The organism is Bacteroides sp. MSB163 (assembly GCF_036416795.1).
Taxonomy (GTDB): domain Bacteria; phylum Bacteroidota; class Bacteroidia; order Bacteroidales; family Bacteroidaceae; genus Bacteroides; species Bacteroides maternus.
Map to the genome: position 1 here is coordinate 3,304,237 of NZ_CP143867.1, position 25,306 is coordinate 3,329,542.

Consider the following 25,306-nt stretch of genomic DNA (forward strand, 5'->3'; position numbering starts at 1 on the left):
ATTATTCAGTTATTAATTGTCAGTAATCAGTTGTTCGCTTGCTGTTATCCGTTTCCGGTTGTCCGTCATTTATTATTCTCCAACGCACTTTCTGCCGCACGTTGTCCCAGGGTTTTCTTATCCAATGGATGTATATCGTTCCATTCGCCCAGGTCACTGTTGCGGATGAGGCGGGTGTTCCGGTTGGTTTCAGCTACTTTGGCCTGTTCCTTGCGCATTTCAGCCCAGGCCTGCCGACCGCTGACGTCATCTCGGGACAGGAAGTCTGCCAGCTCTACAATGTAGAAAGGTAATTCCGGGTTGCCGAATGTGTTGCGCCAATCAGCAATCAGAGCTGTCAGTAGTGCGGCGTATTCATTGCGGCGGTCCACATTGGACTCTCCCTGATACCAGAGTACACCACGGATGCCATAGTTTTGCAGCGGGGCAATCATGGCATTGTACAGGCATACCGGCTTGTAACAGAAGAACATCATTCCCGGAGCCGGAGGCATGGGAGCGCCCAATCTGTATTTCCATTCTCCTTGCAGGCTTACTTCTTCATTTCCGCAAATGATCTTATAAGGTTTCTCCTTCACAAAGTGAGGATAACCGTTATTGCTGATGAGGCGTATGGTTACTGTATTCTTTCCTGCTTTCAGTACACCTGCCGGAATGGTATAGATGCGTGGAGGATACTGGTAAGAAATAGTACCTACGAATGTACCGTTCACATAGACGGAGTCCGCATCTACGATGCAACCTAAGCGCAAGGTCGCTTCTTTTCCGTTCCAATCCTGCGGTACTTCCACTTCCTTGCGGAACCAGTGCGAACCGTTTATCGGATTCAAACCGTTGGTTCCCCAGTCGGTAGAGAATAAATCAACGGTCTTCCAGTCTTTATCATTGTAGTTGGCAGCATACCAAGGTGTTGCTTCGTGCAGTCCTGCATCTCCCCGGTATAGGGAAGTGTTCCAGCGATAGAAACTCAAACCTTCTGTCTGTTTAATGCTTTTCAGATAAGCGTCATCTTCATATTGCCGTTTATCATTAATATACTTCGGAAATTCTTTCAGTCCTTCTTCGCTTATCCACGCCTCAACGGGAGTTCCGCCCCAACTGGAGTTTATCAGTCCGACGGGTATGCTGTTCATTTCATACATGGCTTTGGCAAAGAAATAACCCAGAGCGGAGAAGTTCATTACGTTTTCCTGCGTCAGTGGTTTCCAGGCAACGTAATCCGGCAAGTCCGTTTGCGGTGCATGGAAGTTGAAGATATTGGGTACTTTCAACTGCCTTATATTTGTATTCTCATAAGCGGAGATTTCATCACGGAACATATCCGTAACCCGGTTGACGGGCAGTTCCATATTGGATTGACCGGAGCATAGCCATACATCTCCCACCAGAATATCTTTTAGTTCAACGTCATTCACTTGAAGGATGTAAGGTCCGCCCGGTTTCATGGCAGGCAGGGTGAGGGACCATTGGCCGCTTTCATCTGCTGTGGCTGTGTAAGTGGCTTTTAGTTTTCCACCTTTTACACCTGTGGGGGTGGCATTCTTCAGGAATTTTACTTGTACGCTTTCTCCGGCATCTGCCGTACCCCATACTTTAATGGGTTGTTCGCGTTGCAGTACCATTCCGTCAGAAATCAAGGCAGGCAACTTTACCTTTGCATCTACCATGGAAGTAGCGCAAAGGCAAAGTAACACTGCCAGACTCAACCTAACTTTATTAAAACTAACCTTATTCATATCTAAATTTATCTTTTTACTCACTACCTAGCTACTACCTACTTATACTCATACAATTTCACATGAAGTATCTGGAAATCTCCCACTGAGATGCGCACATGACGTCCCTGATGGTCCTGATCACCATTCAGACGGTGGATATAAGAGAGCGTACCGTCCTCGTTTACCTTCACTTCATCTACGGAACCGATGCCGCAACGTGCCCCTTTCCACATCACCTTATCACTTATTACTCCATCACTTATCACTTTATCACCCTTTCCTCCTGTCTGGGCAAATCCGTCTTCGCCCAATGCCCGGACTTTGACCTGATTTTCGGTAGCTTTTTCAAACTCGATAACGATACCACTACCAGCTACTATATACTCATTGGGTGCCAGTCTTAATAATACGCCTCCACCTTCGGGCCATACACTGCCATCAGTGGCGCGCGCATCCCAGGGAAGAGTAAAGAAATGGCGGCAGGTTATCTTCAGATCATCCTGATAAATGATACGTTCTTTATTTTCCTGATCGAAGAGTAATCCTTTCATTGCGCCTTTACCCTGATACTTAGCGAGCAAAGGCATGAACTCTTTCAGCGTACGATAGCTTTTCACTAACGGAGAGTTGGGAGAGTCGGAACCTCCTTCGATGGAGAACGGGCTGATACCGATGGCATCATGCTCACCAAAGATATAGAAAGCTCTTACGCCATTATTATCTGTCAGTTTGATTTCGGGAATAAACAACGGGTTGTTGTGTAACTTATATTTAGCTACCCAATCTGTAAAGCCATTGTCGTACAGGTCGGGAGCAAGAAGGTCGATGTTGGGCGCTCCGCAATGCCATATATCAATAAGGTGTGCCAGCGGACCGGCAGAAGGATATTCTCCCGGCTTTCGGTTGCGGCTGTTCATGGCAGCGTTCACGTATAGTGGAATATTGTAGATGGACCGGACGCTTTGTGCCATTCTTTCCACATAGCGGGCGTAGTGCCAGGCCATAAATAATTCATCGGTGTAGATATCGGCTCCGAATACTTCCTGCCAGGTGCCTTGCTTCTTGCTACCTTGGCTTTCCCATTTCTCAAGCATTTGGGGGTGGAGCGTTTTCTTATTTTTCTGCAAGTAACTCATTAATTCCACGGGCACCGGTGCATTGAACAATGTGTTGGCCTCTTTAGAATAGTCTCTTGCATCTTCCAGCATACCTATCTCATTTTCTATCTGTATCATGATGACGGTACCTTCCTCTTTATCAATGGCTGCGATGTGTTCCATCCATTGAGAAAAAGCGCGGTTGTCGGCTTGGAATACATTTTCAGAGAATGCGCTGGCTATTTCGAGTGGTTTCCCTTTTTGCGTATAAGCACGCGGGTATTTCTTATAGTTTTCTTTGAACCAGAGGGGAGCGTAGCAACTCATGGAGTTCTTCCAGGCACCGAACCAAAGAAAGATTACTTTCAGATCGTTCTGCCGGGCTTGGCGGATGACTTTATCTGTGAGGGTGAAGTCGAATTGTCCTTCCTGCGGTTCTATCAAATCCCAGTATGCGGGAACGAGTACTGTATTCAGTCCCATCCGTTGCAGCTTCGGGAAGATACGTTCAATATCTTCTGTGCATGCTGCTGATGAATTTCCTAATTCACCGCCTAAAATAAGAAATGGTTTGCCGTCTACTACTAATTGAGTAGCGGTGCCTTGTTTCTGTAATGTACTCTTTTGAGCATTTACATACCCAACTGTCATTACACTCAAAACCAAAATTAAAATCCAATTCTTCATCGTTTGTCTCTGGTATTGATTTGAGATGTTTTCCATTGCAACAAAGATAGTGAGCTATAATTTAGAAAGCTTTTCGCTGTGTTGCAGAAAACTTCATTTCGGTTACATCATTCCTCAATGATGTTACATAATTTTTTGTTTATCGTACATTTCCCTGTTTCAGGGGGTAAAATGGGTGTTTTTACCGTATTCGGGAATAGTTTGGTAAATGGTTTGATGAATGGAATCCGGTAAGGCCGGAGCCTTACCGGATTTCCTGTCTTCACACTTTATTCAGCTGGAGTTTCTTCTCCTTCTGTTTCATACGCATTCTTCCAGTCGTCACCGCTGAAATCTTCACTGATATCTTTTCCGGCAATACCATCGCATACGCCTTTATAGGCATGTTTGCGTTCATAGTTTGCGTCGAAAAGGTTCGGTGCATCGCCTGACAGCCAATATTCATGTTCTGCGGCATTATCGCTCAGCGTCCAGATGGTAATACCTGACTGCTGAGATTCAGGAACGTTTGCTTTGTATGATTCAAAGATCATCTGATAAACGTTGGCCTGAGTTGCCAGTTGTTCGGCAGAAGGGCTGGATGTTCCTAATGCTACATCCAATTCTGTTACGCGAACCAGTTTTCCGGTGGCAGCCATTGTCTTGAACATGGCATCTATTTGTTCTCTTGTGATACTGGAAGCAGTCACGTGCATCTGGGTTCCTATACCGTCAACGGTTTGTCCATTGTCTTCGATGTAATTTACGAAGTCTATTAAAGCTGCAAGCTTACTTGGGTTTGTCTCCAGATTGTAATCATTAACATAGAGCTTAACGTCGGCAGCTGCATACTTGCGTGCATATTCAAATGCTTTCACGGCATATTCCTTACCGATGTAGTATCCCCAATAGAAGTGATCGTTTGCCCAGTTCAGGTTCAGACCGTTTTCTTCGTCTTCTACCGGTGCAGTGTCCGGCGCGTCATCACCATTACTCATGAAGTTACCGTCTATGCCACGCCATTGATTATTGTCCGCAATAGGTTCGTTGATGACATCCCATTCTTTTACGCGTTCCATTCCCTGATGTTGCAGCATGCCTTTAATCCATGTTTCCATTGCACCCAGTAAAGCAGCTTTTTTCTCTTCAGGAGTCTTCAGTTTGTAACTTATGCCACCGGCGCGGGTAGATGCGCGTAAAGTCTGGGCTGTTGCAGTTTCTTTCTTTTCACCGAATTTGAAATTGTCAATGTAGTAAGTTCCGGCAACTTTTCCGTAGTTGATGCAGAGGCGAGCTATACCTTCATGACTACAAACAAATTCGCCTTCAATAGGTATCCACTGATCAACGGCTGTTGCAGCACTTACGTATCCTTCACCGTTACCGCCATTGGCGTCTTGTACCTGAAGTGTGAAGTCCGGATTGATGACGGTTGCCTTTACCATAACAGAGTACATGTAGGTCTTTCCAACGGTTAATGTCTCAGGGAATGAGTGAGCGGTCTGAGCACTCCAGGAATCTCCATCGGAAGGATTGACCATCACCATGCAGTAATCACTGTTGTAGCCTTGTCCCTTTTCTGAGATAGTACGGGTAGAGCCATTACCCCAACCGAACCATGAGCCGAGAGTTCCGTCTTCAAACTTTCCGTCGTCTATGATATTGATCATCTTTTCCTCTATCTTCTTTCCGAACTTGAAGTCATCTACCCATAAATTGCTTCCCGGCGTTCCGCCGAATTGAATACCTATGCGTTCGATGTTTTCAGTGTCACCTTCTGTATAGGTGAATTCGCCCGTACAGAGAATCCAGTCGCTTGGTGCGGTAAATTTGTCTTTATAGATACCTGCATAAGAAGCATTCTGCCCTATGAACTGAACCTCTAAGCCGACATCCGATTTTACCCAGAACGAGTAAGCGTAAGTTACGCCTATTTCAAGCAATCCCGTCGGCCAGAATAGCTGACTGTCATAGTTCACGTTTGTTTCATTGGTCATGGTGAAGTGAAGGGCGTAATCGCTGTCGCGACCCGGTTGTTCCACGGCGTAAGTATATTTCCCCCATAGGCCTGTCCATCCATTTGCATTGCCTCCTTCAAATCCGTAGTTACTGATGACATTCTCACATACATCATCATCACCTACCTCAACGATAACTTCCGGTGCGATCAGTGATTTCAGGTATGTTTGTTTTTGCTGAGTATGCCAGAGGAAGTTATGTCCATATATCTGGATGTCGGCCGGAACCAGGTTCAGGAATGCGTCGATTGTTGTGAAATCCAATTCACCGTTCGCTTTCACTACAGCCGAATGTTTCATGGCGTTTCCGGTTGTAAACATCTGGAAGTTAGCATCGGCTATGGTTCTGTATGCCGCATCGTTGATGTATAGATCGGCTCCTAAGCCAAGTCCTACATTCATGTTAGGAGCATATTGTGCCACATACGATTTTATGTAGTCATAATTTGCTATCTTTTCCTTTAATGCAAGGGGAATGTCGGAGGCTGTGATACTTCCGTCGGAGTCTTTCCATTCCATTATCTGGTCGTCGCAACTACTCCATGTCAGTGCACAGGCCATCAGTGGAAGAATAATTCTATTTAGTTTCATAATTCTTAATGTTTAATGGGTTTCTACTGAGTTTATTCCGTAGTTTCTTCATCTTCAGGATAATCGGAGATCGTGACAGTCTTGTAAGGTACTACACGCCAGTTATCCAGATAGATACGGCTTGAGAAAGCTGTAGATGTGATGCTTACATCTTGGTAAGTAAAGTCTGTATTGACAAATCCCATACCGAAGTTTCTGTAAGTGGCGGCATTGCGGTCTTCTACCACATTTTGGAATACCGGGCTTTCTTTATCTTCTATCATGGTGGCGTATTTGTTGAACTGGCTAAACGGAATAGTTACAGTCTGCCAACCTGTAGTTGAGAATGGAACGATAGTACCTTCCTGAATCCAGGGAACATAGAATGCCACTTGATTGGAAGCACCATCATCGTCGGAACCTATACCTCCGAAATTGAAGTTGTTGAATAAGCTTATTTGCAGATGTCCTGTGCCGCTCCATGCTTCGGGCACATAAACGTCGAATTGCAATGCTACTTCGGTCAGTGGGGTAGTTGCCGGTATATAAGAATACATACGGCTCCAATCATCTGCTGCATCGTCATTGCCGGCTGTCCAGCATTCGGATACACGCGGTTTGCCGGATATAACTCCTGCTTCTAATAAACGTTCGGGAACAATCTGAACGCATTTGCCACGTCCGCTATCGTAAGGATCTTCTACAAGGTCATCGGCGTTTATCATCGAACCGGTTTCGCTCCAGCTCCAGAAGCCTTGGCTGCCATTGCCATCGAAGTCAAGTATCATACAGTCTGCAAAGTTGAAGTAAGCCGGAGTGGCTGCCTGTCCGTTGGCACCTTCCGAATAGATGGAACCGCTTCCTGAATAGTTTTCCGGCATGATGAATGAATACCATTCACCGTCTTCATCGCTTTCAATGTCGGCTGTGATTTCTATTCCGCCGGGCAGGGTTACTTTGGTGGTTTCCTGTAGACCGGTACCGTATACGGTTACTTTCTCCTTGCCCTTAGGTAGAGTATTGCTGATGCCTGTTATGGTAGGAGATGCTGCACGGATGATGAAGGGGTGCTCCAGCGTGGCGTCATCTTTTACAAAGCGGATCTTATTGCGGTCTGCCTCTTCAGCATCTTCAACGGGGGTATTGCTGTTGATTTGAATCAACATGGAGTGGTCGGTTACGTAGGCGCGGTTAAAGTAAGTCTCATATCCGTTGATGTAGACTTTCTTCATGCCATAGAGTCCGCTACCTTCTATACGGATCAACTGTCCGAGGCGTGCGAAAGTAACCGGTCGGTCGGGTACGGATGATTCATAATCTTCCAGATAGATCTGGTCAACCATAATCTTTGTGCTTTGGTATTTGCTGTCAAAGTATTTATCCTCCTCATTGCATGAGGTGAGGCCTGCGGTCAGGCATGACAAGCATAATATCCATATATATTTTAAGCTTTTCATATCTTCTATAGTTTGTTAATCATTGAACAAATCATTTTCTGTGACTTCTTTTGCACCGAATTCGTAAGCTACCGGGTCGTTATTCAGAAGCGGATTACGTCCGCGGTCTACATCCGAGATAGGCAGTGTCAGATTGGCCGATGTAGCGGTTGAAACTCCGGTTCCGTCAGAAGTCTTTGCATACTGGCAGGCTTCTGTTTCATCCCATTCGTAACCGGCATTACGCTCCTGGCTGTTGAGGTAGTTCACCACTTCCTGTTGCTGGTAATAGGAACGGCGCAGCAAATCGTACCAGTACTGTCCTTCCAGAGCAAGCTCGATGCGGCGTTCGTAATGGATATCTGAATATGTGATGGTTGTCAGTTCAGGCATACCGGAACGTTTGCGCACCGCATTGAAGGCGTCGCAAGCTGCTTGTTCGCTGGTCGAAGCATTATTTCCAAGAATTGCTTCGGCAAGATTCAGATATACTTCTGCCAGACGCATCATGTAGGTATTCATTCCACTGCTTTGTGCATAGCTTTGGCCATTGTCGTCAATCTTACCTATCACGTATTTCTTGAAGTTACATTTGTTGTCATAACCAGTCTCGGTGACGTTATACGTGTACCCTCCGTTCTTGGTGTTGAGATCCGGATAATATTCACCTACGGTGGCGATAGTGTAATGGCGGCGGGTACGGTCTTGAGGATCGTAAGCACGTACAAGGTCATAAGAGGCATAGGTGGCATTACCCCAGTTCTGTTCGCTTACCATAGTAGACCAGCCAAAATAGGTTGATATGGAATTATTGCATCCCCAACCGATGGCATCCGTGCTACCCTGCAACCACTGCAACTGGAAGATGGCTTCACTGTTGTTGTTGCATGTGCTTGGTGCGAAAAGGTCTCCATAATTGTCGAGAAGTGAATACGGGCCTTCTTCGATCACCTTCGTGGCAGCTTTGCGCGCCATATCCAGATAGTACGTGTTGCGCGAACCGCGGTTGAAATCAGTAGCTATATTACTGCCGTTGTATTCGCCTTCGGTAGTCAAACCTGCCATAGAGAGATACATACGCGACAGAATAGCGTAAGCACTGTAACAAGTGACGCGACCTACATCAGATGCTGTCTTGTTGAGGTTGACCGCTGCATATTCGAGGTCGCGGATAGCGAATTCTATCACATCCACACCACGGTTGGCAGGAACCACAGAGTTGCTTACTTGTTCTGCCGTATTTTCATAGATGATACCTTTGTTCCATAAAGAGCCGATGTACCAGTATGCCAGTCCGCGCATGAAGCGTGCTTCGGCATAAGCTTGTACTTTGGCTTTTTCACTGACTTGCGGACCGGAATAATCCTTAATATTGTTGATGGCGTAGTTGGATTGTGCCACTACGGAGTAGAAAGATCCCCAGGCATCCTCAAGTCCCGGACTCAATGCTGTTTCTGTAAAGTTAGTATAAGGATAGATATAGTCTGACCAACGGGCGGTGATGTTGTTTGCACGTCCGTCTCCCATGCTATAGTAGGCCTTATCATTAAAACTGTTCCATACATAGTTATAAAGCGGTGCGGTAGCTGCTTCCAGAGCCTCGTCAGTGTCGAAGAAGGTCTCTTGGTTGGCACTGGTGGTATTATCGTGTGTCAGGAAGTCCTCGCAGGAACTCAATACCAATGAACCGGCCAATGTTGCTATGATTAATATCTTATTTTTCATACGTATAATTCTTTTAAAGGATTAGAAGGATATGTTTAATCCGAATGTGTAGATGCGTGGCGAAGGATAACGTCCGTAGTCCACACCTGTCATTAATGCATCTCCATAGATGGCACCGACTTCAGGGTCGAGGCCTTTGTATTTGCTCCAGGTGTATACATTCTGTATGTTGGCGTAGATTCTCGCATTGTTGAGGAAAATCTTGTTTATCCACTTCTTGGGGAATGTATAGCCGATGGAAATATTCTGGAGGCGGATGTAAGAAGCGTCTTCTACAAGCATATCACTGATACGGGTGAAGTTATTATTAGCATCCGATTCCTGCAAAGCCGGCAATGTAGTGGCAGAGCCGTTTACTACATGGAGGTTACGATAGTCATCATCCGGACCGTTGGGGTCTATCAAACCTATCTGTGCATAGTTCAGCGAAGATTTGAGTATGTTACCGTTGGAGCGGGGATCTTCAATACGGTAGCGGGTCAGATTCAAAGCCTTGTTACCGTAAGAACCCGAGAAGAATATTGTCAGATCGAATCCTTTGTAGGAGAATGTATTACCGATACCGTAAGTGAACTTTGGTTCCGGGTTTCCGATGTAGGTACAGTCTTCGTTATTGATGACACCGTCACCGTTGCGGTCCTCATAGATATAGTCGCCTATCCACGTACTGTTCTTGGCAATTGTATTGCCTTCGGGTATGGCTACTTGCTTCACGTTGCCATCGGCATCTTTATAGTAGAAATCCGTCGGTTCATCGAAACGTCCGATTACTTTGTAACCCCAGAATTGTCCGATAGGCTGTCCTACGGTCGTTTTGGTTACGATGTAGCTTGCGGAACTGGGCTGATAACTCTTTTCAATGGAAGAATTGTCCGTATCGAGCTCCAGCACTTTGTTACGGTTGAGTGAGAATACGAGGTTGGATGTCCATTGGAAATCCTTGTTTGTGATATTAGTCGTATTCACGGTAAGCTCGATACCTTTGTTCTCAAGAGAACCTACATTACCCCAAGGATTGGAAGCGGCACCTTGTCCACTTGAACCGAGATAGGCGGGTAAGGGGAGTTGCAGCAACAGATTTTTAGTCTTCTTATAATATACATCGGCAATTACTTCGATACGATTTTGGAATAAACCGAGGTCGATACCTACGTTATAAGAATGAGTGGTTTCCCATGTCAGGTCAGGGTTGGCGGTATTGCCTGTCAGTACACCGGTTCCCCAGGGAGTGGTTTTGTAAGAGAGCAGTGCCATATAAGCATAGTCACTTACGTTCTGGTTACCCGTGGCACCCCAACCTGCGCGGAGTTTCATATTGTTGATAATTGCGTTGTTGCGCAGGAATGATTCCTGTGACGCACGCCATGCAAGAGCCACTGCCGGAAACCAACCCCACTTATTGCCTTTGGCGAATTTGGAGGAACCGTCCCGACGAATGGTAGCGGTCAGCAGATAGCGTTCGTCAAAAGAGTAGAAGGCACGGCCGAAGAAGGAAGCGATGGAATTCACCACGCGTGAACCGGTGGTAGTGGAAGTGGTGACATCACCTGCACTCAGGTCGGGAGTTGTATTGCTCAGGAATCCTGTGGCTGTACCTACTTGTGTCTCCCAGTTGGAGTGTGACATTTCCTGACCTACCATTACGTTGATGTTATGTTTTTCTGCAAACGTATTATTATAAGTAAGGATATTGCGCCATGACCAGTATTTGGTATTGGTCTTGGTCCAACGTGAGGTACGTGTATCGCTTGTTTTGATACCGAACTGGTAGTCTGGCTGATAATAATAATAGTTGTTGAAGTTCCAGTCAGCTGATAATTCCGTCTTGAAAGTCAATCCTTTCAGTAGGTTTGCTTCCAGATAAGTATTGAAACGGAAGTTGGTTTTACGGTTATTGTTGGTGCGTATGGAAGCAAGTCCTACGGGATTTTCAGGCATCCACACATCGTCCGGACCGTCGAAAGAACCATCGGGAGATGTAACGGCGACCGTAGGTTGCTGTATTAGTGCGCTCATAATCGTATTATTGTCGGTACCGACATTTTGCTTGGATTCAGCAAACGAGAAGTTTACACCTCCGCGTAACCACGATTTGATTTCAGTATCGATATTGGCGCGCAGGGAAAGACGCCGGAAGCTGGACCCTAATGCAATACCGTCTTGATCGAGGAATCCGCCGCTGAAAGCATAAGTGGTTTTGTTGTTACCGCCACTGACAGAGATATTATGGCTCGTCATGAAGGCTTTGCTGAACAATTCGTCTTGCCAGTTGGTACCTTCGCCAAGTAAGTCAGGGCGTACGAAAGAGCTGCTTTGTTCTACCAGACCAAGAGCCGAACGGTCATTGTGATGCTGTGCATACTGTCGTAGGTTCAGCATATCCAGTTGTTTAGGCATTTCCTGCCAGCCCGCATAGCCGTCGTAGGTTACGGTTGCTTCGCCTGCCTGTCCGCGTTTAGTAGTAATCATGATGACACCATTGGATGCGCGCGAACCATAGATGGCAGTTGCCGAAGCATCTTTCAGTACGTCCATGGATACGATGTCCGACGGATTGATGCTTGATAAAGGGTTGCTGTTTTCATCGTCAGTAGCAGAGTCCACCACTACGCCGTCTATCACGAAGATCGGCTGGTTGGTGGCGTTCAGTGAGTTGATACCACGAATGCGGATAGAGGTGGACGCACCTGGTGTACCGGAGTTTGCCTGAATCTGCACACCGGCAGCGCGGCCTTGTAATACCTGATCGATAGAAGTCGGAACTGACTTCTTGATGGCCTGGTCATTTACCGATACCACCGAACCCGTCAGGTCTGAACGTTTCATCTGTCCGTAACCTACTACAACGACTTCGTCCAGCATCTCAGTGTCTTCCTTCATCGTGACATTGATTTGTGTCTTCCCGGCTACAGGAATTTCTTGTGTCTTGTAGCCCACAAATGAAATTACGATGGTACTGTTGGATGGAACATTCAGTGTAAAGTTACCGTCGATGTCGGTAATAATACCGTTGCTGGTGCCTTTCTGCACTACGCTCGCACCGATAACCGATTCTCCTGTGGCGTCCTTCACCACACCTTTCACAGTGATATTCTGTGAAAATGCCCATAGAGGTATCAGGCATAATAAGAATAGAAGCCCCAAAGGCTTAAAACAATAATTTGTGCATTTCATACTGAAATTAATTTAGTTGGATAACAATAATATTCTCTTTCTTTATTAAAGATGTGAAGACATGTTTCTCATTCTCAAGTTTCCATATTTACATTTATCATATTAAAGGGTTAAACATTGCTTTTCGCTTGTGACAAAGGTATTTTATAAAAAGAAGAAACAGGCATTTAATTGTAGCCTGTGTTACATTAAAATGTAACATGACTTTTCTCTGTGTTACAAAATCATTCGTTGGTGTTACGTCCTGCGGTTGTTGATGCCCGAAAGATAAATAATTAAGTGATAAATCCCATATTCTTTTCACTTATATCATTTATTCCTTTTATCTGCATCAATAAGAGGGCTGATGCAAAAGGTGGCATCTTTTGCTGTAAAAGATGCCATCTTTTGTATCATTAGATGCCACCTTTCGATGCAAAAGATGCCATCTTTTGCAATGGATGTATAAGGCTTCCTGGTGAAAGGGTTTAATGTTCCGTTCCTTTTGGTATAATGCGGAAGAGATAAGGAGCATATATGCAATGGCTTCCCTGCCCATTTCGAAAGTTTTTTGTATCTTTGCTTGCCTTTAAGTATAAAATGCAATGAAAACAGCTCTTAGTAAAATCCTCCTTATAGTCTTATTGCTATGTTTGACCGTCCTGCCTTTGGCGGCGCAAACGGGTAAATTCTATTCTACTAACAACGAATTGTCCAGCAGTCTTATCAACCAGATTTTTCAGGATAAGCGTGGATTTATCTGGATAGCTACCGAGTACGGGCTGAACCGCTTCGACGGACTTCGTTTCTCTAACTATAAGCATATATCCGGCGACTCCACTTCCATTAAAAACAATTATGTGCGCACGCTTTTTGAAGACAGCCGGCAGAATCTGCTGGTAGGTTGCATCGACGGGTTGATGAAGTATGATTCGGAAACGGATACTTTCCGGGAGATTCCAATGATACGCGCGGGCAAGCGGGTTTTTCCACACATCACGCAGATGCAGAAATTGCATAATGGTGAGATCTGGGTAGTAACTACCGGACAAGGTATTTTCCGCTTGGACGAAGAGAAGCAGCAGGCGGAGTCCATTGACGCCATCATGAGGCAAGTGAATTATAACTTCCAGTCGAATTTATACGAAGATTCTGATTATAATATTTGGATTGGTACGGAAGGGCATGGATTGATTTGCTATCTGCCCGCTACGCAAGAAGTCCGTGTGTTCAGATATCCGGTGATTAATGATAACTATGTGTCGGCTATTGGTGAAGATAAGTACGGGAATCTGTTCATCGGCACTCAAAAGCATGGCTTGTCCCGTTATGATCGTGAGCAGAACCGCTTTATTCCTGTTCCCTATACGGGTAGCGAGGAGCTGTCCATCTATTGTCTGACGCTGGTGGACGACCGTCTGTTGATAGGCACCGACGGCCAGGGACTGAAGACTTACAACCGGATGACCGGGAAGATAGAGGATTATAGTATCAATTCCGCGCCGCTGGATTTTTCGGAAGGAAAGATACACGCTATCATGGAAGACCGGGACAAGAACCTGTGGGTAGGATTGTTTCAGAAAGGCATTGTACTGATGCCCAAGCAGGAGAATCCGTTTGAGTATTATGGCAACAAGTCCATTTATTATAATCCCATCGGACAAGGATGTGTAATGTCCATCTATCAGGATAGTAACCGTCACCTGTGGGTAGGGGCGGACAATGAGGGAATCTTTGAACTGGATGCGGAAGGAAAGAGGCTGCGGCATTATCAGCCTGGCAATAACCCGCGTTCGATGGCTAATACGATTATGTGTATGTACGAGGATACGAACGGAGATTTCTGGCTCGGCACGTACACCCGGGGACTGGCAAAACTAAACCGGAGAACCGGTGAGTGCGAATATCCGCTGCCGGTGGACAATGAGAAGATTTTCTCGATTACGGAAGACCGGCATAAGAATCTTTATATCGCTACTTTCGGTTCGGGTTTCTACCGCTATAATCTGGTGACAAGGGAGTTGAAACATTATGAGTCGTCTAAAGATGAGTCGGGCGACCTGACCCGGAATGAACTGGCAAATGACTGGGTGAACTACATCTTCTGTGATAGTGAGGGAATGATCTGGCTGGGACACTATAAAGGTATCAGTTGCTTCAATCCGGTGAATGAGAGTTTCATTAACTACCGCAATGTGAATACTCTGATTGAAGACCGGGTAGGGTATGTTTTGCAGGAAGACCATGCCGGAAATATTTGGGCAGGTACGACGGACGGACTCTATCGCTTCAACAAGAAGACCGAAGAACTGACCTGTTTTACGGTGGCGGATGGTTTGCCTAATAATGTAATCTGTGGAATTTGCGAAGATGAGGAACATAATATGTGGATCAGTACCTATATGGGTATCTGTAAGTATAATGTCGAAAACAACCGTTACATCAATTATTATGCGGGCGACGGATTGCAGGGAAACGAGTTCACGCACGGCGCATTCTATAAAGATCAGGCGGGAAAAGTCTATTTCGGCGGTATAAATGGTATTACCTATTTCCAGCCTTTATCCATAGGGAGTGTGCTGAAAGACACCAAGGTCTGGATTACGGACTTCTTTATCTTCAACCAGCCTGTGCGGAAAAATACGCGTTCGGGAAGACATACCGTTATCTATACGTCTGTGCCGGATGCGAATATGTTTCAACTGGCTCATTACGATAATACGTTCAGTATCATCTTCTCCACGTTGCAGTATAACAATCCGGAGCAGATATCCTATCAGTATAAGATTGAGGAATTGAGCAACCAGTGGCTCAGCACCGAGCCGGGTGTGAACAGGGTGACTTACAATAATCTTCCTCCGGGCAAATATACTTTCCATGTGCGGGCATTGAGTCACGGCAATCTTTCGGAGATACGTACGGTTAAGATTCTGATAACTCCGCCTTGGTATGAGATGTGGTGGGCGTATTGCATTTATGTTTTTCTGCTCGGCTTGCTTGTATTGGGCATTGTGAATTACATCCTGTCGCGTATGCGCCATCGCCGTGAAATCATGAAGCGCGAACATGCCGAACAACTGAATGAAGCAAAGCTACAGTTCTTTATCAACATCTCGCATGAAATACGTACTCCGATGACGCTGATCATTAATCCCCTGGAGAAGTTGTTGGCCGAAAAGAAGGGAGGGGAAGTACAAAAGACTTATCTGATGATTTACCGGAATGCACAACGTATTCTTCGTCTGATAAATCAGTTGATGGATATCCGTAAACTGGATAAGGGACAGATGTTCATGAAGTTCCGTGAAACGGATATGGTTGGTTTCATTGATGATGTGATGCTTACCTTCGATTATATGGCGCGGAAGAAGAAGATACATTTCAGTTTCGAACACGCTATGCCGCAGTTGAAGGTATGGGTGGATATGAATAACTTCGACAAGATATTGATGAATATCTTCTCCAATGCCTTCAAGTATACACCGGAGCAGGGTGAGATTACGGTTTCGCTTTCTACCGGGCGCGATGCCACCCGTCGCGATCCTCTGAAGGAATATTTTGAAATAACGGTCACGGATAGTGGTATCGGACTCGACCGGGAGAAGATAGAGCGTATATTCGAGCGTTTCTATCAGATAGATAATGATGTGACGAAGTCGAATTTCGGTACGGGTATCGGTTTGCATTTGTCCCGTTCATTGGTGGAACTGCATCATGGCATTATCTTGGCAGAGAACAGGGAGGATGCTCCGGGCAGTCGTTTCGTGATTCGTATTCCTTTGGGTTCAGCACATCTGCGTACGGACGAACTGGAAGATGTGGAAGCACTCATCACCCCTCATGCCGTGCTGGTTAAGCCGGAAAAGATGGACTTGGAGGAAGTCTTTGAAGAAGGAGAGGGTGAAGAGGATGAGGAAAGCAAGAAGACCGGTAAGGCAAAGAACCGTATGCGTATATTGATAGTGGAAGATGAGGAGGAAATCCTTTCTTATCTGAAAGAAGAATTGGAAGGGGACTATCGGATCATGACCCGGAAAAATGGTAGGGAGGCTTATGATACTATCCTTGCAGATACTCCTGATCTGGTAATCAGCGATATTATGATGCCGGAAATGGATGGTCTGTCACTTTGCCGGAAGATTAAGCAGAATACGAATGTTAATCATGTGCCTGTAATCTTATTGACTGCCAAGTCGAAACCCGAAGATACCATGGAGGGAATGGCAACCGGTGCGGATGCTTATATGGTGAAGCCTTTCAATACGGAATTGCTGAAGAGTACGATTGCCAACTTGCTTGCTAACCGTAAACTGCTGAAGAGTAAATTCAGTGGTGCGCAACAGCAAGAGGACAAGGTGCAGAAGTTGAGCATGAAATCGGCGGATGAGATATTGATGAGCAAGATAATGAAGGTTATTAATGAGAACCTTTCCAATCCGGATCTGAATGTAGAGATGTTGGCGGCAAATGTCGGTCTAAGTCGCGTCCATGTACATCGGAAACTGAAAGAACTGACAAACCTTTCGGCACGTGATTTTATCAAGAATATCCGTTTGCAACAGGCTGCCGCACTGCTAAAAGAGAAGAAACTGACGGTTTCCGAAGTGGCGTATGCTACGGGGTATACGAATCTGTCACATTTCTCCAGTTCTTTTAAGGAGGTGCATGGAATTTCGCCTAAGGAGTATATGTTGGCGCATCAGGGGTAAATTTTAGGAATTTATTTATTATTATACGGTTTTGAATGAAGTGCTGATTTATTTTTTAGACGCGGATGACACGGATGACGCAGATTTTTTATTTATTGATGTGACAGTGCAGCCTTTAAATCCGTGTCATCTGCGTCTAAGAGATTGAATACATAGTCTAAAATCATTTACCTCATTTCTTATCCGTTTTGCTTTATTGCCAACCTTCACTTACAAAAACTTGATTTAGCCACTCCTTTTAGTACCACATTATTAATATTTACCTGTGCCGCTTGTGCATCAGTTATCACTTCTTTCTTGGCTAATCTTTCCGCAATCAGGCAGAAGTAGCCTTCCTGGCTTTCTTGCAACCGCCCATCTGCCGTAAATGAGTTTTTGAAGTGTTTCGGTTTAGGAACGATAGAAGCCAGGAAAATACTTTCTTCTAAACTTAACTGTGAGGGGCGTTTGTTAAAGTAGAAAGATGCCGCTTCGTGGATGCCGTAAACCATAGGCCCCCATTCTGCTATGTTCAGGTAAACTTCGTACATGCGTGCCTTCGGAGTGAGGTGTTCGGTTTCGATGAGCCAGACGATAAGCGCTTCTTCCAGTTTGCGGGCAATGTTTTTGTTACGGTTTAGGAAAACATTCTTCACCAATTGCATGGAGATCGTGCTACCTCCGCGGGCAAACTTGCGAACTTCCAGGTCATGAATCAGAGCTTCGCGCATGGCATCCGGCAGGAATCCCCGGTGATAGAAGAAAGCTCCGTCCTCGCTCTGCATGACAGACATTTGCAGCAAAGGAGAAATGCTGTCCAAGGGTGTGAAATTCTCCCATGACGGACCGACTGGGAAGGTGTATACGGGGTGTCCGTTCTCGTACGCTGTATAGATAAACTCATTGGACATCTTACTTAAATCCGTTTTTCCATAATGGAGAATACGGAAATCTTTTTCTTTCAGTTCCGACTCAAACTTCAAGCTATCCAGTTGCGAGAAATCCACATCCAATAGAAAGTGATAAGCTAATTGTCCGGTAGTGCCGAGACCTTCCAGGTTTTCGAAAAGTCCTTTGGGCAATGAACCGAACAACTCTTCCGAAGGGAACCAGGGTTTCCGGACAGAAGCTATAAAATGCCACTCTTTCTTGTCTGTACTTTTTCCGACACGTTCTGCCTTTAAATAAGGATGGAAGGTCAGTGCATTGAAACGTACAAGGCTGGTACTATCCAGTTCTACGGCTTGCGGACTGACATTTACGTGGAAATCCAGTTGTCCGCGATCCAGGTTGATCGTCTCGGGCGACAACCGCTTATGATATATCTGCAATCCCCGTACTTCCGACTGGCCAACCAGACATGTGAGCCCGTTGCTTGCTTTTTCTTGTGAGAAGTTACACGTCAGACTGTCGAACTGTACTTCTGCACCGAATCGGCGGTGGATATAAGGAACAGTCAGTTGTGGAGCATGTAAAGTTGCATGCAATCGCCTTTCCGAAGGATTAAATTCTCCTTCGGTATTCCATTGTTGGTTCAGGCTGTCTTCCAGAACTGTTATTTCTGATTGGAAATGATAGTCATCAATCACAAAGCGGGGAATACGGAAGCTGACGAAATTACGCTCTTTCCGCTCAGTGATTGTAAGATGGGTGAGTTCACCGTTTCCGGGTAATAGGCCGAAAAGGAGATTTAATGTTGTATTGATGCGACGGGTGTAATCGGTACTGGTATTGTTTTCATTGGAGGCAGTTACTTTGGAAGAGGGCAGGAAAAGGAAATCATAGTTGGCTGTAGAGTTTTTTTTTATGAAATTAAGTGAGAGTCCGTCCAGGCGGACTTCTTTGATCTTGATATCTCCCCACAGCAGTTTCCAAAGACCGATACGGATATTGAGAGATTGAAGGGAAAGCAATGTATCTCTTTTCTGTGGAACCACATTCAGTCCGTCGATAGAGATTGTATTCAACCCCTTCATGTGGAGTTTATTGTAACTGATGTCCAATCCGTAACGCTGTTCCAGTCTGACAATGCGTTTATCTGCGATATGGCGCAGTAGGCTTCCTCGGAAGATGAAAATACCTGTTGATAAAAGAAATAGCAGCATGAGACATGCTACTGTTACTTTGGTTATTTTTCGTTTTATCATACTCTTTACTTTTCTCTGTTTCCTTTCCAGATGGAGAGAACTTTCTTTCGTATCAGGAGGGTGTTTAAAGCGGATACCACTATAAATAAGATACTTCCGGCAAGGATGCAGGGCAGAAGAGAGCCTGTTTCCAGTTGTGGAATAAGAGTTTGCAGGACTCCGGTGTAGTAAGATCTTAACCAGACTACACCAATGACGGCGAGGAGCAGTACCAGTAAATTCAAGCCTACGGTCAATACATGATAGGGCAATGCGACTTTAGAAGGGCTGTAACCTATTAATAGCAGGTTTTTTAACTTTGCCGTATTCTTCTGAAGCAGCAAGAATACACTTAATATCAGGATATAAAAAGACAAGATACTGATAAATAGTCCTACCCCCGAAACAATACCTGTGATGAGGCGGAGGAAATAGGTTGTTTTTCCGGCATCCAGATTGTCTCCTTCGGTTTCATAGTTCTTTTGTTGGAAGTAGTCGGTGATGGCTGTATCTGTGGGATTCTTTACTTCCACGATGAGGCGGGAGGGTTGCGCTTCCCGTTCGGGGGAGAAATTCTGATTTGCCCACTCCATAAAGGATTGAGGAACAAGGATGGTATTCAACCGGTTGGAGAAACCGACGATATTTCCTTTGTATTGTTCTACACGTCCGTTGCCACGCATGTTGATATCCATTTGTATCAGTCCCATCACACCTTCCGATAATTTCGGCAAGTTGCGGCTTTGCGCAAAACCAAAGTTGTAAAGGTTCAGATAATTGCGGGGAATGATAATAGGTATGGTTTGTGTGCCTTCATCAAAGTGCCACTTGTCCAGGTTGACATCGACAAAAGCATCGGGAACAGATTCAAAAAACATATCCGTAGAAATACGGATGCCGGCTTGTTGCATTCCCAACCCTGCCGATACTTTGAAAAGGGTAGGTGTGAAGGCGCCTACGCTGCGTGTAAAAGGTTGTGCTTTCAGCTCCTTGATTTCATCTTTGGAAAAAGTATTGCTTTGTCCGGTAATGCTGCCAAGAGTGCTGATCTTTTTGGTAGCGATGATATAATCCTTCTTCATGAAACTGTCTCCCTGCGTGAAGACGGGAAGAACGTCTTTATAAAATTGCACGCTCAACAGTACAATCAGCATACCGAAGATGTTGGCGAGAAAAAAGCCACTTAATTGACCGATGCTGATGTGCTGGCGAAGAAGTTTCCAAACAAGCTTGTTCATTGAAATTATCATTTATAGTTTCATCACTTTATTATATTCTAATTCTATATGTTTTCCAATGGAAGTAACAATTATTCCTGCGCCTTGCCGTTCGGCTTCTTCGGTCAGCATGCGTCCCATAAGTGTGCCGTTATCATCATCCAGGTGGCTGATAGGTTCATCCAGAAAGATGAAATCGAACGGTTGGCAGAGGGCACGGATGAAGGCTACACGTTGCTGTTGTCCGAAAGATAACTTTCCGGCTTTCTCGTTTACTTTCTCAGCGATACCGAGTGTTTCAAAAAGGGCAAGGATTTCTTTTTTTTTCTTATAATTGGTGAGTCGGTTCTTCAACTGGACGTTTTCCAAAGCCGTCAGTTCCGGGAAGATGCGTAGCTCCTGGAACAGCATGCTCAGCGAATGTTTCCGCAGTTCCACCCACTCATGAATGGAGAGCGAACGGATATTGCGTTCATCAAAGTTGATGATACCCTGGTAATCGCGGCGATATCCGTAGATATAGCTGCATAGAGAAGATTTGCCTGTGCCGGAAGCAGCTTCTATCAGATACCGCTCTCCTTTTCGTAGTACAAGGTCTTGATGCCACACGTCGGATGTGATGGCATCCCGGTCGGCAAACACTTGGGGAAGTGTTTGCCTCAGATGAATGATTTCCATTATTTATCGGGATTAGATGCCTGCAAACCCTTTGATGAAGTTTACGATCTGTTTCAATGCATTTACATTCTTGTCTTTCAGCTGAATGACCATGTCTGCATCATTATTGGAATTGCCGGTTGCTTCTACATAAGCTATCTTATCAACCAGAGCAAAAGCCGTTGCATATTGTGAACCACCATATTCCGACAGCATTTTCACAATCGGCAAAGCGAGAACCGCTTCTGTATTAATAACGAAAGCACCATTCTTACCTTTGATATTAGATGCAAATTCGGTATCTTTGATTGAAGGATTAACAGTTTTATCTATGCTCTTATACAACATTTCGTCATTCGTAGCATACAAGCTATTATTGCGGACACCAAAGAATATATTGAGCATTCTAGACTTATATACATATTCGTTCTCACCCAGTTTCAGGATGTCTTCTCCACGTTTCAAGCCCAGTTCATTCTTCTTTTCATACAGTAATTGTACGGGTGTCGCACTCTTTACGCTGGCGTACATCAGGAAAGTGGGAGCGTTGTCCATTGTGAAGTTTATCAGCCCCATTGCCATATCTTTCTGGAATGTGCCGAACAACTCTTTTACTTCATTGGCCTTGGCAATGGAGAAGTTCTTTTGGAATTGCTCGTTCTCCAGTAGCAGGTTATAGAATTCCTCTCCGTTGATACCTGCGCTGATATACATCAGAGTCGATTTCGGAAAATATTTCAGGAAAGTATTCTCTATGGGGCAGGTTGCTTTCTTTTGCTTATCGAACAAGGCTTGCAGTTCAGGACTTTCAGTGAAATTCTCATATTTCATGCTGATCTTACCTTTTTCGAAAGAAAGACTTCCCAGCATCTTTAGATCCTTCATGTTAAAAGGCATATCACTTTCTTTGATCATATTGGCGTAAGGACCCATCAGGCTTGCCGGAGAGAGCATAGCATCGATATCTCCACCCATTTTCTGCATTTTCTTGAAAACGGCAGTTGAAACAATACTGTTTTCATTGGTCTGTTTCAACAGTGCAGGAATATCTTGCTTGATTTTTTCAAGTTGGGTAGTACCTTTGTAATTAGTTAGCATAAGTACTGAAGGAGTGTATGCCATGAATACCTGATTACCCATTTGCGTGAACTGAAAGCCATCTCCACTTGCCAGGGGCTGACAAACTTTCTCTTTCTCTAATGTTTCCAGCAGTGCGTGCAGGTCGTCCTCGTTGCTGACTTTTGCAATTACAGTAGTGGGAAATGTCTCAGTATTGAAAACGTATAAAGGTGCCGATACATCGATTCCCGATTTCTTCGGATCTTTCATTATCATTTCCACTTGCTGGAATGTTGCGGCATTCATGCCACTCTTCATAGCATCCGTCAGCTTTTGCTGCGCTTCTTTGTTCTCCTTGTCATTGAGCCCTGCTTTATCAACCAATGATTTCATGTTGATACTGACTACCGTAGAGGCATTGGCAGGAATAACATTCGTATATTCGAACTTCTTCTCGGAACATGCGCTGACAAGAGCTACCACTACAGCCATCAACGCCAAACGGGGAAACAAACTTTTCTTCATACAATTCTTATTAAAATGTGATTATCATTGATTTTGCAAGTTCAGTGTATGGCAAGCCACCAAAGCAGCCGTCTCTGTGCGTAGCCTCGACTTACCCAGACTGATGGGAGTAAAGCCGTTTTCTATAGCCTTTCGTACTTCTTCTTCACTGAAATCCCCTTCCGGACCTATCAATACCAGTGCATCTTCTCCTTTGCGGAACACATCTTTCAGCAGCGGCTTTTCTCCTTCGTAACAGTGCGCAATGAACTTTTGCCCTTTGAATGGCTGTGTGATGAACTTATTGAAATCCGTCATCTCGTTCAGTTGTGGCAAACGTGCTTTGAGGGATTGTTTGATGGCAGATACCAATATCTTGCTGATACGTTCTGTTTTGATGACTTTCCGTTCTGAGAAACGACAGTTCAGGAAAGTCAGTTCATCGAAGCCTATCTCAGTCGCTTTTTCTGCAAACCATTCTGTACGGTCCATATTTTTGGTAGGGGCTATTGCAATGTGCAGATGTCCGTTCCATAAAGGTTCCTGATAAATGGTTTCCAGGATGTTTACCATGCAGCGTTTATTGGTGGCGGCACTGATCTCTGCGCGATAGAAATTACCTTTACCGTCCGTCAGCGTAATCTGATCACCGATATTAAGGCGCAGTACGCGGACACAGTGCTGGGCTTCTTCTTCGGGAAGTTCGGCACGGGTTTGTATGTCGGGTGTATAGAATACGTGCATAAGTTTATTGCTGTTCTTTTCGTTTGGAAATTTCATCCCTGATGTGGGCGGCGCGTTCGTAATTCTCATTGGCTATAGCTTCCTGCAAAGCTTTTTGCAGCATTTCCATTGTATCTCCATGGAAGAATTCATCTTCGTGTGGAGAAGGATTCTCTCCCATAGGAGCTACGTTTTCCTTTCCGGTTTTAAGCTGTTCCGACTCCAGAATTTCTTCGTAGATAAAGATCGGAGCTTTCATCCGTAAAGCCATTGCGACTGCATCCGATGTACGGGCGTCCATACGAATGATAGCATCGTCTGCTTTCAGATAGATATAAGAATAGAATACACCGTTGTCTACCCTGTAGATAAGGGCACGCATCATGTTTACCCCTAATACTTCCAGACATGAAGCGAAAAGGTTGTGGGTCAACGGGCGTGGTGGAACAATTCCCTTCAGGCTGATTAACATCGCTTGTGCTTCTGCCGCACCGATGATAACCGGTAATTGACGGGCACCGTCCACTTCTCCCAATACGAGGGCATAAGCTCCTGCCTGTTCCTGACTGTTGGAGATGTTTAGTACTTCCAGTTCTATTTTTTTCTTTTTATCCATAATCTTTTTCTGAGTGGTGACAACTGCCAACCACTTGCTTACTTACTTTTTATTTACTGCTTCTTCCGGCTGGTGCTTGTACTTGAACACCAAGGCAAACAATATACCGATGACCAGGGCGTAAGCAGCAAAAATAAGCCAAATTTCAGGCCACTCACGACTTACCAGTTTGCCGTCGGCATATACAGAGAAAGCATCTACCACGGCACCGCTGGCGTATCCTCCAATAATGGCGCCCAAACCGTTGGTCATCATAAAGAATAACCCCTGGGCACTGGCGCGGATATTGGAACTGGTTTCTTGTTCAACAAACAACGAACCCGAAATGTTGAAGAAATCGAATGCCATGCCATAAACGATCATGGATAGGATTAACATCCACAAACCGGATCCCGGATCTCCAAAGCCGAACAATCCGAACCGGAATACCCATGCAAACATACTAATCAGCATTACCTGCTTGATTCCGAAATGTCTCAGGAAGAAAGGTATGGCAAGAATAAACAATGTTTCGGACATTTGTGAGATGGATAGCAGGATAACCGAATGTTTCACGCCAAAGGAATCTGCGTATTCCGGAATACTGGCAAAACTACCCAGAAAAAGATCACCATAGGTATTGGTAATCTGTAACGCTGCTCCCAGAAGCATGGAAAACAAGAAGAAAATAGCCATTTTCTTTCTTTTGAATAATACAAATGCATCCAGCCCTAAAGAAGAAAGCAGTGATTTGTTTCCGGTCTTGGCAGGTTTACATGCCGGCAGAGTGAAAGCATACAGACCCAGCATTAATGCAGATGCACCACCTACATAAAGTTGGGCGCTTGAATTCTTGAATCCGGTAAGGTCTACTGCCCACATCGCACAGATAAACCCAATGGTTCCCCATACGCGAATAGGTGGGAAATCCTTGATCAGATCACACTTATATTGTTCAAGTGAATTGTACGAAACTGTATTGGCCAGTGATAAAGTAGGCATATATACCAATAAATTGAGTAACATCGCCCAATACATCTGGTCATATCCCGTAGCGGTAGAGGCATAGAAAAGGCATGCGGCTCCTATAATGTGGCAAAGTCCGTATAAACGTTCAGCATTGAACCATTTATCAGCGATGATACCAATGATGCCGGGCATAATTAGAGAGGCAATGCCCATGGTTGCGAAGATTGCGCCGATTTGACCTCCTTCGAAGTGTAGTTCTCTACCCATGTAACCTCCTAATGAAATTAACCATGACCCCCATACGAAGAATTGCAGGAAGTTCATGATAATCAAACGAACTTTTATACTCATGACTTTTCTAATTTGTGTGTTTTCTTTTCACATT

The 25,306-nt window shown here is 44.9% G+C and carries 14 protein-coding genes; 1 reads left to right on the top strand and 13 read right to left on the bottom strand.

Annotated elements, in window-relative coordinates; translation table 11 throughout:
- Nucleotides 1-65: 65 nt before the first annotated feature.
- From VYM24_RS12080 to VYM24_RS12105, 6 genes are all read right to left on the bottom strand, one after another.
- On the bottom strand, nt 66-1,736 hold the full coding sequence (locus VYM24_RS12080) for a sialate O-acetylesterase (RefSeq protein ID WP_299087965.1): 1,671 nt from the start codon (nt 1,734-1,736) through the stop codon (nt 66-68).
- Nucleotides 1,737-1,774: 38 nt separating this feature from the next.
- On the bottom strand, nt 1,775-3,502 hold the full coding sequence (locus tag VYM24_RS12085; RefSeq protein ID WP_330940137.1) for a GH35 family beta-galactosidase: 1,728 nt from the start codon (nt 3,500-3,502) through the stop codon (nt 1,775-1,777).
- A 269-nt stretch (nt 3,503-3,771) separates the two neighbouring features.
- Nucleotides 3,772-6,090, bottom strand: a complete 2,319-nt coding sequence (locus VYM24_RS12090; protein WP_299087958.1) for an endo-1,4-beta-xylanase — start codon at nt 6,088-6,090, stop codon at nt 3,772-3,774.
- 32 nt (nt 6,091-6,122) lie between these two features.
- Nucleotides 6,123-7,526, bottom strand: a complete 1,404-nt coding sequence (locus tag VYM24_RS12095) for a glycan-binding surface protein (protein ID WP_291554373.1) — start codon at nt 7,524-7,526, stop codon at nt 6,123-6,125.
- A 15-nt stretch (nt 7,527-7,541) separates the two neighbouring features.
- The gene (locus tag VYM24_RS12100) at nt 7,542-9,230 is read right to left on the bottom strand and encodes a RagB/SusD family nutrient uptake outer membrane protein (RefSeq protein WP_291554371.1); all 1,689 of its coding nucleotides are present in this window, start codon (nt 9,228-9,230) and stop codon (nt 7,542-7,544) included.
- Nucleotides 9,231-9,251: 21 nt separating this feature from the next.
- On the bottom strand, nt 9,252-12,404 hold the full coding sequence (locus VYM24_RS12105; RefSeq protein ID WP_330940138.1) for a SusC/RagA family TonB-linked outer membrane protein: 3,153 nt from the start codon (nt 12,402-12,404) through the stop codon (nt 9,252-9,254).
- 584 nt (nt 12,405-12,988) lie between these two features.
- Here VYM24_RS12105 and VYM24_RS12110 point away from each other — a divergent pair.
- Nucleotides 12,989-17,092: a hybrid sensor histidine kinase/response regulator transcription factor gene (locus VYM24_RS12110; protein WP_330940139.1), complete on the top strand. Its 4,104-nt coding sequence runs from the start codon at nt 12,989-12,991 to the stop codon at nt 17,090-17,092.
- Between the two features lie 206 nt (nt 17,093-17,298).
- Here VYM24_RS12110 and VYM24_RS12115 read toward each other — a convergent pair whose 3' ends face one another.
- From VYM24_RS12115 to VYM24_RS12145, 7 genes are read right to left on the bottom strand one after another with little or no spacing between them, the layout of a single operon-like run.
- The gene (locus tag VYM24_RS12115; RefSeq protein WP_425286602.1) at nt 17,299-19,218 is read right to left on the bottom strand and encodes a biosynthetic peptidoglycan transglycosylase; all 1,920 of its coding nucleotides are present in this window, start codon (nt 19,216-19,218) and stop codon (nt 17,299-17,301) included.
- 5 nt (nt 19,219-19,223) lie between these two features.
- Nucleotides 19,224-20,435, bottom strand: a complete 1,212-nt coding sequence (locus VYM24_RS12120; RefSeq protein ID WP_330940140.1) for an ABC transporter permease — start codon at nt 20,433-20,435, stop codon at nt 19,224-19,226.
- Between the two features lie 12 nt (nt 20,436-20,447).
- Nucleotides 20,448-21,092 carry an ATP-binding cassette domain-containing protein gene (locus VYM24_RS12125; protein WP_007215518.1) on the bottom strand — a complete coding sequence of 215 codons (645 nt, stop codon included), beginning with the start codon at nt 21,090-21,092 and terminating at the stop codon, nt 20,448-20,450.
- A gap of 12 nt (nt 21,093-21,104) precedes the next feature.
- Complete coding sequence (locus VYM24_RS12130; RefSeq protein WP_217715671.1) at nt 21,105-22,655, bottom strand: DUF4836 family protein; 1,551 nt, start codon at nt 22,653-22,655, stop codon at nt 21,105-21,107.
- 24 nt (nt 22,656-22,679) lie between these two features.
- Nucleotides 22,680-23,378, bottom strand: a complete 699-nt coding sequence (locus tag VYM24_RS12135; RefSeq protein ID WP_291554361.1) for a 16S rRNA (uracil(1498)-N(3))-methyltransferase — start codon at nt 23,376-23,378, stop codon at nt 22,680-22,682.
- 4 nt (nt 23,379-23,382) lie between these two features.
- Nucleotides 23,383-23,973 carry a bifunctional nuclease family protein gene (locus VYM24_RS12140; protein ID WP_291554359.1) on the bottom strand — a complete coding sequence of 197 codons (591 nt, stop codon included), beginning with the start codon at nt 23,971-23,973 and terminating at the stop codon, nt 23,383-23,385.
- 42 nt (nt 23,974-24,015) lie between these two features.
- Nucleotides 24,016-25,272 (bottom strand): nucleoside permease, encoded by a 1,257-nt coding sequence (locus VYM24_RS12145; protein WP_291554357.1) that lies wholly within the window; start codon nt 25,270-25,272, stop codon nt 24,016-24,018.
- Between the last annotated feature and the right edge of the window lie 34 nt (nt 25,273-25,306).

What these genes read in the sequence shown, in the direction of transcription:
- VYM24_RS12115 (WP_425286602.1), bottom strand. Translation starts at nt 19,218, where the DNA reads ATGATAAAACGAAAAATAACCAAAGTAACAGTAGCATGTCTCATGCTG.
- VYM24_RS12120 (WP_330940140.1), bottom strand. Translation starts at nt 20,435, where the DNA reads ATGAACAAGCTTGTTTGGAAACTTCTTCGCCAGCACATCAGCATCGGT.
- VYM24_RS12100 (WP_291554371.1), bottom strand. Translation starts at nt 9,230, where the DNA reads ATGAAAAATAAGATATTAATCATAGCAACATTGGCCGGTTCATTGGTA.
- VYM24_RS12145 (WP_291554357.1), bottom strand. Translation starts at nt 25,272, where the DNA reads ATGAGTATAAAAGTTCGTTTGATTATCATGAACTTCCTGCAATTCTTC.
- VYM24_RS12130 (WP_217715671.1), bottom strand. Translation starts at nt 22,655, where the DNA reads ATGAAGAAAAGTTTGTTTCCCCGTTTGGCGTTGATGGCTGTAGTGGTA.
- VYM24_RS12080 (WP_299087965.1), bottom strand. Translation starts at nt 1,736, where the DNA reads ATGAATAAGGTTAGTTTTAATAAAGTTAGGTTGAGTCTGGCAGTGTTA.
- VYM24_RS12095 (WP_291554373.1), bottom strand. Translation starts at nt 7,526, where the DNA reads ATGAAAAGCTTAAAATATATATGGATATTATGCTTGTCATGCCTGACC.
- VYM24_RS12105 (WP_330940138.1), bottom strand. Translation starts at nt 12,404, where the DNA reads ATGAAATGCACAAATTATTGTTTTAAGCCTTTGGGGCTTCTATTCTTA.
- VYM24_RS12090 (WP_299087958.1), bottom strand. Translation starts at nt 6,090, where the DNA reads ATGAAACTAAATAGAATTATTCTTCCACTGATGGCCTGTGCACTGACA.
- VYM24_RS12085 (WP_330940137.1), bottom strand. Translation starts at nt 3,502, where the DNA reads ATGAAGAATTGGATTTTAATTTTGGTTTTGAGTGTAATGACAGTTGGG.
- VYM24_RS12135 (WP_291554361.1), bottom strand. Translation starts at nt 23,378, where the DNA reads ATGCACGTATTCTATACACCCGACATACAAACCCGTGCCGAACTTCCC.
- VYM24_RS12110 (WP_330940139.1), top strand. Translation starts at nt 12,989, where the DNA reads ATGAAAACAGCTCTTAGTAAAATCCTCCTTATAGTCTTATTGCTATGT.
- VYM24_RS12125 (WP_007215518.1), bottom strand. Translation starts at nt 21,092, where the DNA reads ATGGAAATCATTCATCTGAGGCAAACACTTCCCCAAGTGTTTGCCGAC.
- VYM24_RS12140 (WP_291554359.1), bottom strand. Translation starts at nt 23,973, where the DNA reads ATGGATAAAAAGAAAAAAATAGAACTGGAAGTACTAAACATCTCCAAC.